The sequence below is a fragment of the Rhizobium oryzihabitans genome (genome assembly GCF_010669145.1).
Classification (GTDB): Bacteria; Pseudomonadota; Alphaproteobacteria; order Rhizobiales; family Rhizobiaceae; genus Agrobacterium; species Agrobacterium oryzihabitans.
This window is the reverse complement of the sequence record NZ_CP048632.1, coordinates 1,159,623-1,173,116: the sequence shown is the minus strand read 5'-3', so window position 1 is coordinate 1,173,116 and position 13,494 is coordinate 1,159,623. Positions and strand designations below refer to the sequence as shown.

Below are 13,494 nucleotides of genomic sequence, written 5' to 3'. Positions count from 1 at the left end.
ATCATTGAGAGCAAGTCCCACCGTTTTCATCGAAAGCACATCCATGCGCCTCAAATCCGAAATCTTCGTCTCAGCCCTCATCCGCCGGGTTTTTGCCGCCGGCGGATTTGCCGCTGTCGAAAAAAAGGGGCGGAAGATGCGGGCGCGATCTTCATCCGCCAGCGCTTCCGTGATGGCCGTGAAAACCTCTATGGACCGGCCCCGCAAAGTTTCGCCGATGATGAGGAAATCCGCTCTGAGCGCCGTTTTGAAACGCGGCTTGCAGGTGTTGAGGGGGAGGAGGCCGCCGCCCTTCTGGAGAGGGAGCGCCGGTTCGACAGCGATCTGTGGATCGTCGAAATCGAAACCGATGAGATCGGCGCTCTCCTGACGCTGGTCGATCAGGTCTAGGCGGGCTTAACCCAGCGTTCCGGTTCTTTGAGTAGCCGGCGCGCTGCGGCTCTGCCGCTCGCGGCCGTGGGTGTAGCTGTCGGCGCGCCGCCAGCTTTCCACGCGCTCTTCGCATTCCACTGTATCGAGACGGTCGAGCAGGGCTTCGGCGCGGCTCATATCGCCTTCGGCGGCGGCGAGGTGCGGATAGAAGCATTGCAGGATGAAAGCGGCTTCGGAAAACTCCATGCCGAGCCCGATGAGCGTGGTGGCGAGCTGCGCGCCTGATATATCGAGCATGATGCGCTCCGACAGCCAGTAGCTGGACGACAGCGAATCCGCCAGCGCCACCGCGAACTGCCGGGCATTGCGCTCACGGGCAAACCGCACCAGCAGGGCCTCCTGCACGTCGCTCAGACGGCGCAGGCCAAGAACGTCGCTTTCCGGACGGTTGAGATGATGCGCCATCTGCTTGATCCGCTGGCGCATTTCCTCCTCGAGTGCGGATGCGGCCGCAATGCCTGCCGCTTCTTCTTCCACCTTCGTTTCTTCGAACTTAGGCTCTTCGGCGCTGACCACCGGCGACGGCGCGACGGCACTCGTCTCCTCGTCCGGCCGCTTCAAATCCTCGGCGTGGCGCAGACCGACAAGCGCGTCGATGACGGTGGGGGAAAGATCGTCCCGGCGCACGATGGCGCGCGCATGGGCGGCACCCTGCGTGCGGGCAATGGTGATCAGGGTTTCGTCATCGAGGCACTTCGACGAAATGAGGAAAGGGGCGGCAAGGGAAATCGGCTGGCAGGCGATGAAGAAGGCGACCGCCGAAGGCACGCTCGGATGCTGGGACAGCGCTGCAATCGCCTCCCGCTTGGCTTCTTCGGTGGAGGCAATAAAAAGCGGCATGAAAAGTTCGGCGAACTGCCGAAGGTCCGTTTTTGACGGATGGGAAACATTCTCGAAATTCGTCACCGTGGCCATAAGCACCACATCTTTCTTCCTCACGGCTCTTGGCCTCTCAAGTTCTCGAAACCGGTCGGTCAACGCACTACCCAACAAACGCAAACACAATATCGCGTCAAATTAGAGCAAATGCGTTGACGTCCTGTTAACTATGGGGGTGGCAAGAGATAATCTGCCTCTATCAACAAGGAAATTTTAAAACCTTAATGACGGAAAAAATGGCATGGAACTTTGCCGCATCGCCTTTGTTTTCAACGGATGCAGGGTTTGGGCGGATAAGTTGCCGTCTGGAGATTAAGGTTAACGGATCATTAACCTCTGTCTGTTTGTAATTTCATGGGCAGTATTAGGATTCCATGTTATTCTGAAACCTGGAATAAGAGCCTGAATGGCATCGAGATGCCTGAATGTCCGCATAGTCCTTCGTTAAGACGCTTTCGGTTTTAAGGGGCATGCGAAAACCAGTCTGTGGGCTGGATTATGCGCAATGTGATGGTGATGAAATTCCCGACGCAAGACGAGGCTTGCGCGGTTCCCATGGGCAACATTGACTCCCGAAGAGGAGAAAAGCATGGCAGACATTATTCCAATCGGCGACGCACGACGAAGCCTGCGCCCGGCCGGCCTGGTCGGCAAGGTGATCGGCCCGGCAAAGGTCGTTCTGTTTACCGGCGTGCGTTATGAAAAACGCGATGCCGAGCCCTCCGACAAGGCGGCGCGCAAGCGCAAGCCCGCATCGGAAACCGCTGCAAAGTCCTGATTACGCGTGATAAACCGGCGTTATTTCCACGGCGTCGGCTGGCATTTCGCCTCGTTCAAGAACCGTTCCGCTTCTTCCCCGAAACTTGGCTGCGGCACCATTGTCCGCAACACCACATACCCTTCCGACTGATCCGATTCCGCCAGAATGGCCTGTGAGAGCGCTGGCGGCTGCGCCTTGCGGATCGCCGCGATCTGCACCGAATCCGCCACCAGAATATCCATCACCCCGGCAGCGGAGGTGCGGTCGTTCATGCTGAAGACCTCGTTCGACGCCTTGTCGTAAACCGCGACGGACCAGAAGGGCACGGCGCCGAGTGCAGTCAGCCGGATCGGCTTTTCGTCGATATTGAAGGTGCAGACCGCGACCCGCATGAAGGGATCGCCGCTGCCAAGCGTCTTTTTCTCCGTCGTCTCTTCGAGAAGATGAAACAGATGCGGCTTTCCTTCCGCCACCGCCCGGGTATAGGCGTCGCGATTGCTGAAATGCGGTATCGCCAGAAGAATGATGACATGCAGCACGGCGGCGGCGACAAGGCCGGTGACGATGGCGAGAAGGACCCTAAGCATTGCCACACCCCAGCTTGCGGATTTGCGGCATGGCGATGTCGATCAGGCCGGAGCTGCCGGCAACCGGCGTATCGAGCAGTGTCATCACCAGCTTGAAGGTCTGACCCTGCGGCACCGCCAGCCAGTTGTAGGTCTGGGCGTCGGGCGCAATGGTAACGTCGATGCCGCCATCGGCGCTGCGCAGAAGCGTGCGGGAATTGAGCGCGAAAGGCCGTCCCGCATCTTCCGCAAGCACATTGCCCTGCTGGTCGGCGGTATAAAGCGTCCAGAAACGCGAGGGCGGCACGGCCCCGCCAGCCGGTAACGGCATTCGCCGGTCAGACGCTGGCCATCGCTGTCGACGGAGGCGGTAAAGGCCAGTCCTTCGGCTGTTCCATAAAGCAGCTTGCCGGCATCCGCGCGATGCGACTTGGCGTAAGGATCGGCCTCGATCGTCTGCGCTTCGGGGAAGGCGTCCCATGAGCCGATGCGGATCGAGCCGAAGCCGGATGTCGCCTCAAGTGCTGCGAGCGTCGCGGCAATACCGCCGCCAAAGGCGATCAATAGGGCGATGCCGACAAGGAATGGAACTCGAAACACGCTGTTTTCCCGTTTTTGAACAGGTCGAGGACTATCACTGATTCCCTGTTTGGAAAATGGTACGCCAAGTTTAGTCTTTGTGAAAATGCTCGGAACCGGGATTGCCGCTTTCAGGCCCCATGACCAGCTTGAAGGCAATCGCCCACATGGTGAAGGCGATGACGCCTTCGAGGATGCGCCAGGCGGAGGGTCTTTCGAAAATCGGCCGCAGCCAGCGCGCGCCGTAACCGAGCGAAAAGAAGAATAGCAGCGAGCCGGTGGCCGCACCCGCGGCAAATGTCTTCTCAAAGCCGGGAAACTGCGTGGAGATGGTGCCGAGCAGCACGACGGTGTCGAGATAGACATGCGGGTTGAGAAAGGTCAGCGCGAGACAAATGGCAAGCGTCTGCCACAGGCTGGCCTCCTGCCTTTCCGCGACTGAAAGCGCCTCCGATGAACGCAGCGCCGAAAGCAGGCTTCTGGCGCCATACCAGATGAGGAAGGCGGCACCTGCATACCGCATGATGGGATCGAGCGCCGGCATGACGGCGCTTATCCGCTGAAAGCCGAAGACACCGACGGTAATCAGCAGCGCATCGGAAATGGCGCAGGTGGCGCAGACGGCAAAGACATGCGAGCGCGCCAGCCCCTGCTTCAGGACAAAAGCGTTCTGCGCGCCAATGGCGACGATGAGGCTGAGACCCATCGTCAGGCCGGTGAAGAAGATTTGTATGTCCATGCTGGCTGCTGCCTTTTTGTCTCTGCCTGTGCGGATGGCCGATGCCGCCGCTTCCAGACAGAGTGCCTGGATATTTCGCTTGCGTGGTTTAATCAAATTAAACAAATTCAGTTCAAGTAAGAAAAACTAATGATCCGTCGAACTATGCAAGGAGGAGATTTTCCGCGTCATTGCCTCCCCTCTTCCCTCATTCCTGTGCTTGTCACAGGAATGAGGGAAGAGGAGAGTGCTGCTGCCCGGACGCTTTGCTGCACCCACTACACCCGTATCAACCCCTACAGGGACGCCTCTGATGCTTGACTATCCCTCCATGCGGGCCGTGGCGCTCGTCGCGCAGACCGGCAGTTTCGAAAAGGCGGCGCAGGTGCTGTGCGTTACGCCGTCGGCCGTCTCCCAGCGCATCAAGCAGCTGGAGGAGCGGTTGGGCGTTGTGCTGATCGTGCGCGGCAACCCTTGTGTGGCGACTGAAAAGGGTGAGTGGCTCTGCCGGCACATGGACCATGTCGGCATGCTGGAAAGCGAATTGTTCCGGCAGCTTCCAGCGCTCGCGGAAGCGGGGGAGGTGCCGGAGCGCGTCACGCTCAACATCGCCACCAATGCCGACAGCCTCGGCACATGGTTTCTGGACGCCGTTTCGAAATTCACCGGTCATTCCGATTATCTCGCCAACATCGCGGTGGACGATCAGGACCATACGGTGGAATGGCTGCGCGGGGGCAGGGTGCTCGCCGCTGTCACCGCCCATGACAAGCCCGTACAGGGTTGCCGCGTGACGCCGCTCGGTGTGCTCAGATATCACGCCACCGCCAGCCCGGACTTCATGGCGCGCCATTTTGCCGATGGCGTCTCGCCCGCCACGCTTTCGCACGCCCCGGGGCTGACCTTCAACCAGAAGGACAGGCTGCAGGCCAGCTGGATCAAAAAGGCGCTGGGTGAGGATGTCTCCTATCCCACCCACTGGCTGCCCTCGACCGATGGTTTCGTGAAGGCAAGCCTTGCCGGCATGGGCTGGGGCCTCAACCCGGTGCAGCTGGTGGGGGAACACCTTACGGCTGGCCGGCTTGTGGAACTCATGCCCGGCACGCCGCTCGATATCCCACTCTACTGGCAGGTCAACCGGCTTGCCGCCGATCGTCTCGGCGCGCTGACGTCGCATGTGGTGGAAACGGCGAGGGCGGCGCTCCTTTCTTGAGGCGCATCAAATAGTCTGCCATTCACTCCAACTTAACACGCGCGGAATCTGCGGTTTTGCTTCGCCGCCAAGAAACGCGATATATTCCAGCGAGTGGCCATCGGGATCCCTGAAATAGACGCTGGCTGCCGGCATCCATGGAAAGACGACGGGCTCGTCTATCTCCTTTTCACCGTCAAAGCCGAGAGGTACTACGCCGTTTCGGCGTAGATAGTCCGGTGCGGCGAGAAGCTGATCAAACTCGACGCTGAAGGCGATGTGGAGTTTCATGTTAATGGGTGCGGAATGGATGGACCACAGGCCGAGCATCGAATGCCCACGTTCGCCGGTCCAGAAGAACGCTACATTCCTTTCCGGGAACCTTTGCGCCAACTCCAGGCCGACGACATTGCGATAAAAATCAACCGATCGTTCCAGATTCGAAACGGTCAAATGCGTCTCGAACAATGCTTTTACTTTCACCATTTCCTGTCCTCAATTGCCTGGCGCCTGCCCCTTCCGGGCATTCGCTCTCTTGCAACAGGACTGTGCAACCTCAACCATAATTGAGGTCAAGCGCCGAATGTCGATTTTTCAAATCAGCGTGCAGTCTGCGGTCTTTAGGGAGGAACGCCTTTAGCGCGGATGAGCCGAGGCGGCCACGCCCTCAGCGCCTTTCCGCCTCATCCCTGCCGTCGCGAATGGCGGCTTCGGCTACTTTCTGCGTCGTCACGGTCAAGGGTGATGCTTCTTTCATCTTCTTGGCGATGGAGCGGATGACGCGGGTGGCTTCGGCTGACAGTGAGCGCGGGCGGGTGAGCGCCGGCATGGCGGGCGTGTTGGCGGATGCGCCGGCCACCTGCGCCGAAGGCTGCGGCCGCGCGCCTGTTGGCAGCGGGTTCTGGATGCCGGGAATGGGGCGCAGCTCCATGCCCTGATGGGCATAATCCATCAGCCGCTTGTAGGTCATCGCCGGCAGCGCGCCGCCGGTCATGTTGTTCATCGGCGTGAAATCGTCGTTCCCGAACCAGACCGCAGTCGTGTAATTACCGGTGAAACCAATGTACCAGGCATCGCGGTAAGCCTGAGAGGTGCCGGTCTTGCCGCCGGAAACGATGCCGTTTTCCAGCGCGCCGCGCCGGGCCGTGCCCATGACGGGAATGGTCACCAGCATCTGGTTCATCTTCGCATTGGCGTCTTCGGAAAGCACCCGCTTGGCGGGCGGCTCGTCATGGCTGAAGTCGTAGAGAACGTTACCCTCGTAATCCAGCACCTGCTCGATGCCGTGGCGGCGTGATTGCATGCCGTCGGCCGGGAACACGGCATAGGCAGTCGCCTGATCGAGCACCGTCACTTCCGATGTGCCGAGCGGGATGGTCTTGTCGCTGCGCAGCGGCGTGGTGACCCCCATCGCCTTCGCCGTGTCGACGATCACCTGCGTGCCGAGCACGTCCTTGGCGAGCCGCACCGGCACGGTATTATAGGATTTGGCAAGCGCCACCTGCAGTGTCACCCTGCCGGCATAGGAGCGGCCGTAATTCTGTGGCGACCAGCCGCGCCAGGTCACGGGCGCATCGGAAATCACGGTATCGGGCTTCATGCCCTTTTCCATGGCAGCCGAGTAGGTATAGACCTTGAACGAGGAGCCCGGCTGGCGAAGTGCTGCGGTTGCGCGGTTGAACTGGCTTTCGCCGTAATCGCGCCCGCCGACCATGGCGCGCACGCCGCCGCCATTTTCGATCATCACCATCGCGCCCTGCTTGACGCGGTAGCCCTCGCCATACTCACGCAGCTCCATTTCCATCGCCTGCTCGGCGGCCTGTTGCAGGCCGGTGTCGATGGTGGTGCGCACGACCACGGTGTGGTCCTTGAACTTGCCTTCGGCGGCCAGCCGCTGCACCTCGTCGAAAGCCCAGTCGAGGAAATAATCCGGCGCTTTCACGTCGGCGCGGTCGATGACGGTGGCCGGGTTGCGCCTTGCGCCGATCACCTGGCCCTCGGTCATCAGTCCGCTCTGCACCAGGTTGGAAAGTACGGTGTTGGCACGCGCACGCGCGGCGGGCAGGTTGACGTGTGGCGCATATTTGGCCGGCGCCTTGAACAGGCCGGCCAGAATGGCGGATTCGGCAAGCGTCACATCGGTCAGGTTCTTGCCGAAATAAAACTGCGCCGCCGCCGCCGCCCCGAAGGTGCCGCCGCCCATATAGGCGCGGTCGAGATAAAGGCTGAGGATTTCCTTCTTCGACATGTTGCTCTCAAGCCAGAGCGCGAGGAAGGCTTCCTTGATCTTGCGCTCCAGCGAGCGCTCATTGGTGAGGAACAGGTTCTTGGCAAGCTGCTGCGTCAGCGTCGAGCCACCCTGCACGACGCCGCCGGCGCGGGCGTTCTCGCTCATGGCGCGGGCAAGGCCGATGAAATCAATGCCGAAATGGTCGAAGAAACGCCGGTCTTCGGTCGCCAGAACCGCCTTGATGAAATGGTCAGGCATCTGGTCGATCGGCACGGAATCCTCATGGATGATGCCGCGATGACCGATGGTGTTGCCGTAGCGATCCAGGAAGGTGACGGCGAAATCGCCGCGATAACGCCAGTCCTTCTTGGTTTCCTCGAAGGCGGGCATGGCCAGCGCCAGAACCACGACGGAGCCCGCCGTTCCGAAGGTCAGCGCGTCCCCCGTCAGGTTGACGAGAAGTTTCTTCCAGCCGCGCACATGCAATTTGCGCGAGGCTATGGTAACGTCTTCCCAGAAATCGACCAGCCTTGCCGCAGCCGTCCACAGGCCGGAGTCGATGAAGCTATCGATCCTCAGCAGGATATGCCGTTTTTTACGGCCTTTTTTATCGTCTTTTTCTTCCTGCACCTGGCGATATTTTCCTGTTCAGCGCAACGCGGCCCGTCGATATGTCTGCTCCAACCCATTCCCGACGCAAAACCGTGGCATGGTTGTGTCGGAATTGCTTGACGCGGTGGCCTCTTGCGGGCCAATGACCCTCAGCCGCCTGCCAATATGCTAAAATATCGTACAAACCAGCCCTTGGCGATACGATATAAAGGATTAGGGACCGGTTAAACACTCCCGTCCAAGTAATCAAAATGAAACGGAAATGTTAACGATGAATGACGCGCCGTTCTGGAAAACCAAATCGCTCACCGAGATGACGGGTGAGGAATGGGAAAGCCTGTGCGACGGCTGCGGCCTGTGCTGTCTGAACAAGCTGGAGGACTGGGACACCGGCGAAGTGGTGTTCACCTCGGTCCGCTGCGTGCTTCTCGACGGCGAAAGCTGTCGGTGCTCCGACTACGAAAACCGCCGCGCCACGGTGCCGGATTGCATCCAGCTCGATCTGAAGAAGGTGCATGAGATTGGCTGGCTGCCGCCCACCTGCGCCTATGCGCTGGTGCGCGACGGCAAGGATCTGTACTGGTGGCACTATCTCGTCTCAGGCGACACCGAGACTGTGCATCAGGCCGGCATTTCCGCGCGCGGCCGCACGGTGAGCGAGGCGGATGTGGATGTTGACGACTTCGAGGATTATGTGGTCGACTGGCCGCTGACAGTGGGTGAGAGGGCAGGCGAAAAGGAGCGGACTTGACGGAAAGCGCCAATTCTCGTTTTGGTCCTATTCCTGCCCCATCAGTCACCTAAACCGCTCTTACCATTCAGGCAAATGATCCGCAAAATGTGGACGAGGGACATCAAAACGCATGCGCTACCGGCTGCCCGCCATCGTTCTTTCGTGCCTTGCCCTTCCGGGCCTCCTGCCGCTTTCCGCTTTCGCCCAGCAACAACCGCAGGCCTTCGAGTGCACGCTCGTCACCTCCATCGAAACCGGCGCGGTCATCAATCAGCAGGGCGCCTGCGACCAGCGCGTGGCGCCGGCCTCCACCTTTAAAGTGCCGCTCGCGCTGATCGGTTATGATGCCGGTATTCTTCAGGATGAGAAAAGCCCCGCCTGGGACTGGAAACCCGGCACGGAAGCCCGCGCTTCGGACCGTAAAACGGTCGATCCCACCATATGGGAGCAGGATTCGGTGCTGTGGTACTCCCGGGAAATCACCCGCCGCCTCGGTCCGGAAAAATTCGCCGCCTATGTGAAGCGTCTCGGTTACGGCAATACCGATGTTTCCGGCGAGCCGGGCAAGAATAACGGGCTGACCCATTCCTGGCTCGGATCGTCGCTGACGATCTCGCCGGTTGAACAGGTGGGTTTCATCCGCCGTCTGCTGGCCGGAAATCTGCCTTTTTCCCGTGACGCGCAGGCGAAGACAAGGGCGATCGTACCGGTTTTCGACGCGCCGGAAAGCTGGGCGGTGCACGGCAAGACCGGCACCGGCTATATGCGCGACGAAAAAGGCAACCCCGACCGCAATCGCCCCTTCGGCTGGTTTGTCGGCTGGGCGGAACGCGAAGGCCAGCACATTGTCTTCGCCAGGTTGCGCGTTTCCGACAAACCGTCGAACGAGCCGCTAGGCCCCGCGGTGCGCGACGCCTTCCTGCGCGATATTCCGCGGCTGGCGGTGCACAGGTGATTGCGCTGTCGGGTTGACCCCGGCTTGACCTTTGTCCGAAAAGGATACGCGCATGTCGGATATCTCCAATGATGTCATCAGGCTCTATAATGACCACGGCGCCGATTTCGACAGTCTGCGCGGTCGTTCGCTTGCCGAGAAACCATGGCTGGACAGGTTCGCGTCGCTCTTGCCGCAGGGCGCTTCCATTCTCGATATTGGTTGCGGTTCCGGCGAGCCGATTGCCGGCTATTTCATCGGCAACGGTTATGACGTGACGGGCATCGATGCGTCATTGCCGCTGATCGAACTTTGTCGCGCCAGATTTCCGGAAAAGCTCTGGGTGGTTGCCGATATGCGAAAACTCGCGCTTGGCCGCCGCTTTGACGGTTTGATTGCCTGGCACAGTTTTTTCCATCTGAACGCGGAGGATCAGCGCCGCATGTTCGCAATTTTCCGGCAGCACGCCAATGGCGGTGCGGTTTTGATGTTCACGGCCGGACCGGGGCAGGGCGAAGCGATCGGGACTTTTCAGCGAACGCCGCTTTATCACGCAAGCCTTGCCCGGGAAGAATATGAAAGCCTGCTTGCAGCGCACGGGTTCCGGCTTCTCGATCATATCGTCGAGGATCCGGATTGCGGCGGAGCGACGGTTTACCTCTCCAGACGCGCCGTGGCCTGACCGTCGGTTTCGCAGCCCGCCCATCTCAGCCCGCAAGCCGCGTGACCCCCTTGATATTACTGGTTTTATGGTCTGCGGCTGTGCTCACGATTGTGTGTTCAACAAAAAGCTTGCTCATACCTTGACCTTCCCATCATGGGAATCTCTACATAAGGTCTCGAAAGGGGATTTCCCATGAACGAGACAGTCAGACACGCCCATTCACAAGACCCGGTTTCCATTCCAGTGGAAGGCATGACATGCGCCTCCTGCGTTCGCCGCGTGGAAACGGCAGCCGCCAAGGTGCCCGGTGTCCTATCCAGTTCCGTCAACTTCGCCACGAAGAAACTCACCATCGAACCTGCGGACGGATTCTCGGCCAGGGTGCTTGGCGCCGCCATTAAGAAGGTCGGTTACGACATCGCCCCGGAACGGCAGGAATTTCTGGTGGAAGGTTTGCACGGCGAGGCGAATGCAGAACGGCTCAACGCCGTTCTGGAGGCGGTCGCCACCATCGTTGCCGTCAAGGTTGACGCTGCCTCGGCCAAGGTTACCGTGGACATGATCGGCGGCCGGCGCGAACGCGATGCACTTGTTGAAACGGCAAGGCTTGCCGGTTTTACGCTGAAAACGCCGAGGGCGCACGATCATTCGGCCCATCACGGGCACCATGGACATCATCAGGGTCAGGCTCATGAGGCAGCCGGCGCAACCGGTGGCCACGACCATATGCGGCATGCGGGCGAAGAGGGGGCGCTGAAGCGCGACCTGACGATTGCCGCAATCCTGACCGCGCCGCTTTTCGTGCTGGAAATGGGCGGCCATCTCTATGAGCCGATGCATCACTGGCTGATGGGCGTCGTCGAGACGCAGAACCTCTATTATGTGTACTTCGTGCTGGCGACGGCAGTGATCTTCGGGCCGGGCCTGCGCTTCCTCAAGACCGGTTTTCCCGCTTTGCTGCGTGGCGCACCGGAAATGAATTCGCTGGTGGCACTGGGCGTCACCGCGGCCTATCTCTATTCGGTCGTCGTCACCTTCGCGCCCGATCTGCTGCCGGAAGAGGCCCGGTTCGTCTATTATGAAGCGGCCACCGTCATCGTGACGCTGATCCTGACCGGGCGTCTTCTCGAAGCCCGCGCCAGTGGCCGCACGGGAGATGCCATCCGCAAGCTGATGAGCCTGCAGGCAAAGACCGCCCGGGTGGAGCGTGACGGGAGCACCATCGATATCTCGCCGGAAGATCTGGTCGCGGGCGATATCGTCGTTATCCGTCCCGGCGAAAGGCTGGCGGTGGATGGCGAAGTCGTCGAAGGCTCGTCCTATGTCGATGAATCCATGATATCTGGCGAACCCGTGCCGGTGGAAAAGACCATTGGCGCAACGGTTGTCGGTGGCACCATCAACAAGACAGGCGCCTTCAAGTTCAGGGCAACCAAGGTGGGTGCCGACACCATGCTGTCGCAGATCATCCGCATGGTGGAGGAGGCGCAAGGGTCCAAGCTGCCGATCCAGCTGCTGGTGGACCGCGTCACCGCGCTGTTCGTGCCTGTCGTCATCGCCATTGCGGTTCTGACCTTCATCGTCTGGGCGATCGTCGGTCCCGAGCCTGCCTATACTTTCGCGCTGGTCAATGCCGTGGCGGTGCTCATCATTGCGTGCCCCTGCGCCATGGGTCTCGCCACGCCGACATCCATCATGGTCGGCACCGGCCGGGCGGCGGAACTTGGCGTGCTGTTCCGCAAGGGACAGGCGCTGCAGGAATTGCGTTCGGCGCAGATCGTCGTGGTCGACAAGACCGGCACTGTCACCAAGGGTCGCCCGGAACTGACCGATCTGGTGGTTGCGGAAGGCTTCGCCGATAACGAGGTGCTGGCGCTCGTCGCCGCCGTCGAGGGCCGCTCGGAGCATCCGATTGCCGAAGCCATCGTCCGGGCTGCGGAAGAAAAGAAGGGTGCGACCCCTGCAGGACTCGAACCTGCGACCGTCGAAAACTTCGAAAGCGTGACGGGTTATGGCATCGCCGCCACCGTCAATGGCCGCAGGGTCGAAGTCGGCGCGGATCGCTACATGGCGAAACTCGGCCATTCCGTGGATATCTTTGCCGAAGCCGCCGCAAGGCTGGGTGACGAGGGCAAGACGCCGCTTTATGCCGCCATCGACGGCAGGCTGGCCGCCGCGATTGCCGTCGCCGATCCGCTGAAACCCTCGAGTGTGACTGCCATCAGGGCGTTGCAGGCCATGGGTATCGAAGTGGCGATGGTGACGGGCGACAATGAACGCACGGCGAACGCGATCGCCCGGCAGGTCGGCATTTCCCGCGTTGTGGCCGAAGTGTTGCCCGAGGGCAAGGTGAAGGCCATCCACGAGATGCGCGCAGGCGGCAAGGTGCTGGCCTTCGTGGGTGACGGCATCAATGACGCGCCGGCGCTGGCCGAGGCCGATATCGGCATCGCCGTTGGCACCGGCACGGATGTCGCCATTGAAAGCGCCGATGTGGTGCTGGTTGGCGGCGATCTTCTGGGCGCAGTCAACGCCATCGAGATGAGCCGGGCGACCATGCGCAACATCAAGGAAAACCTGTTCTGGGCCTTTGGTTATAACGTGGCGCTGATACCGGTCGCGGCGGGCGTGCTTTATCCTGCCTTCGGCATCACGCTGTCGCCGATGATCGGCGCGGGCGCCATGGCGCTGTCCAGCGTCTTTGTTCTTGCCAATGCGCTGCGGTTGAAACGGGCGAAGGTGGCCCATCGGGAGGTGACGTCATGAATATCGGCCAGGCATCGGAAGCATCGGGCGTTTCCGCCAAGATGATCCGTTATTACGAGCAGATCGGCCTCATCACCCCCGCCGCCCGCACGGGCAATAATTACCGGGTCTATGGTGAGCAGGACGTGCACAATCTGCGCTTCATCAAGCGGGCGCGCACGCTCGGTTTCTCGCTCGAAGAAACCGAGACGCTGCTGAAACTCTGGCAGGACAAGACCCGCGAGAGTTCGGCGGTCAAGGAAATCGCGCTCGTCCACATCGCCGATCTCGAGCAGAAGATCGCCGAGATGAAGGGCATGGTGAAGACGCTGTCCCACCTTGCCCATTGCTGCGGCGGCGACCACCGGCCCGATTGCCCCATCCTTGACGATCTCGCGGGCGCTGAAAAGAGCGCCGGCAAGGCCGCCAGAACCCACTGAGCTGCAATGC

General features: G+C 60.6%; 12 protein-coding genes and 2 pseudogenes. 8 read left to right on the top strand and 6 right to left on the bottom strand.

From position 1 onward, the window contains the following. Positions 1-43: 43 nt before the first annotated feature. Positions 44-390, top strand: a pseudogene (locus G3A56_RS06200) (DUF1491 family protein). 6 nt (positions 391-396) lie between these two features. Here G3A56_RS06200 and G3A56_RS06195 read toward each other — a convergent pair. Further along, the gene (locus tag G3A56_RS06195; protein WP_425503360.1) at positions 397-1,347 is read right to left on the bottom strand and encodes a DUF2336 domain-containing protein; all 951 of its coding nucleotides are present in this window, start codon (positions 1,345-1,347) and stop codon (positions 397-399) included. Between the two features lie 553 nt (positions 1,348-1,900). Between G3A56_RS06195 and G3A56_RS06190 the strand changes: the two genes are divergently transcribed. Next, positions 1,901-2,089 (top strand): hypothetical protein, encoded by a 189-nt coding sequence (locus tag G3A56_RS06190; RefSeq protein ID WP_003497157.1) that lies wholly within the window; start codon positions 1,901-1,903, stop codon positions 2,087-2,089. A gap of 20 nt (positions 2,090-2,109) precedes the next feature. Here G3A56_RS06190 and G3A56_RS06185 read toward each other — a convergent pair whose 3' ends face one another. The 3 genes and pseudogenes from G3A56_RS06185 to G3A56_RS06175 all read right to left on the bottom strand — a co-directional run bounded on the left by G3A56_RS06185 (position 2,110) and on the right by G3A56_RS06175 (position 3,955). Then, on the bottom strand, positions 2,110-2,658 hold the full coding sequence (locus G3A56_RS06185) for a DUF1254 domain-containing protein (protein ID WP_003497155.1): 549 nt from the start codon (positions 2,656-2,658) through the stop codon (positions 2,110-2,112). After that, positions 2,651-3,237: pseudogene (locus G3A56_RS06180) on the bottom strand (DUF1214 domain-containing protein). Before G3A56_RS06180 ends, G3A56_RS06185 begins: the two are co-directional and overlap by 8 nt. 70 nt (positions 3,238-3,307) lie before the next feature. Then, positions 3,308-3,955 carry a LysE/ArgO family amino acid transporter gene (locus G3A56_RS06175; protein WP_164056213.1) on the bottom strand — a complete coding sequence of 216 codons (648 nt, stop codon included), beginning with the start codon at positions 3,953-3,955 and terminating at the stop codon, positions 3,308-3,310. 292 nt (positions 3,956-4,247) lie between these two features. Here G3A56_RS06175 and G3A56_RS06170 point away from each other — a divergent pair, with 292 nt between their 5' ends. After that, entirely contained in the window at positions 4,248-5,147 is a 900-nt protein-coding gene (locus G3A56_RS06170; RefSeq protein ID WP_082183954.1) for a LysR family transcriptional regulator ArgP, read from the top strand. A gap of 6 nt (positions 5,148-5,153) precedes the next feature. Here G3A56_RS06170 and G3A56_RS06165 read toward each other — a convergent pair whose 3' ends face one another. Both G3A56_RS06165 and G3A56_RS06160 read right to left on the bottom strand, forming a co-directional pair. Then, complete coding sequence (locus G3A56_RS06165) at positions 5,154-5,612, bottom strand: VOC family protein (RefSeq protein WP_082183955.1); 459 nt, start codon at positions 5,610-5,612, stop codon at positions 5,154-5,156. A 181-nt stretch (positions 5,613-5,793) separates the two neighbouring features. Continuing rightward, positions 5,794-7,986, bottom strand: a complete 2,193-nt coding sequence (locus G3A56_RS06160) for a transglycosylase domain-containing protein (protein ID WP_082183956.1) — start codon at positions 7,984-7,986, stop codon at positions 5,794-5,796. A gap of 253 nt (positions 7,987-8,239) precedes the next feature. Between G3A56_RS06160 and G3A56_RS06155 the strand changes: the two genes are divergently transcribed. The 5 genes from G3A56_RS06155 (at position 8,240) to cueR (ending at position 13,484) form a co-directional block, all read left to right on the top strand. Next, on the top strand, positions 8,240-8,719 hold the full coding sequence (locus G3A56_RS06155) for a YcgN family cysteine cluster protein (protein ID WP_003497144.1): 480 nt from the start codon (positions 8,240-8,242) through the stop codon (positions 8,717-8,719). Positions 8,720-8,831: 112 nt separating this feature from the next. Next, positions 8,832-9,656 carry a class D beta-lactamase gene (blaOXA, locus tag G3A56_RS06150; protein ID WP_003497141.1) on the top strand — a complete coding sequence of 275 codons (825 nt, stop codon included), beginning with the start codon at positions 8,832-8,834 and terminating at the stop codon, positions 9,654-9,656. 52 nt (positions 9,657-9,708) lie between these two features. Then, positions 9,709-10,317: a class I SAM-dependent DNA methyltransferase gene (locus G3A56_RS06145; RefSeq protein ID WP_082183957.1), complete on the top strand. Its 609-nt coding sequence runs from the start codon at positions 9,709-9,711 to the stop codon at positions 10,315-10,317. A 174-nt stretch (positions 10,318-10,491) separates the two neighbouring features. After that, positions 10,492-13,065 carry a heavy metal translocating P-type ATPase gene (locus G3A56_RS06140; protein ID WP_164056212.1) on the top strand — a complete coding sequence of 858 codons (2,574 nt, stop codon included), beginning with the start codon at positions 10,492-10,494 and terminating at the stop codon, positions 13,063-13,065. Continuing rightward, a complete protein-coding gene (gene cueR, locus G3A56_RS06135) occupies positions 13,062-13,484 on the top strand; it encodes a Cu(I)-responsive transcriptional regulator (RefSeq protein WP_082183959.1) in 423 nt (140 codons plus the stop codon). Before G3A56_RS06140 ends, cueR begins: the two co-directional genes overlap by 4 nt. Positions 13,485-13,494: the final 10 nt, after the last annotated feature.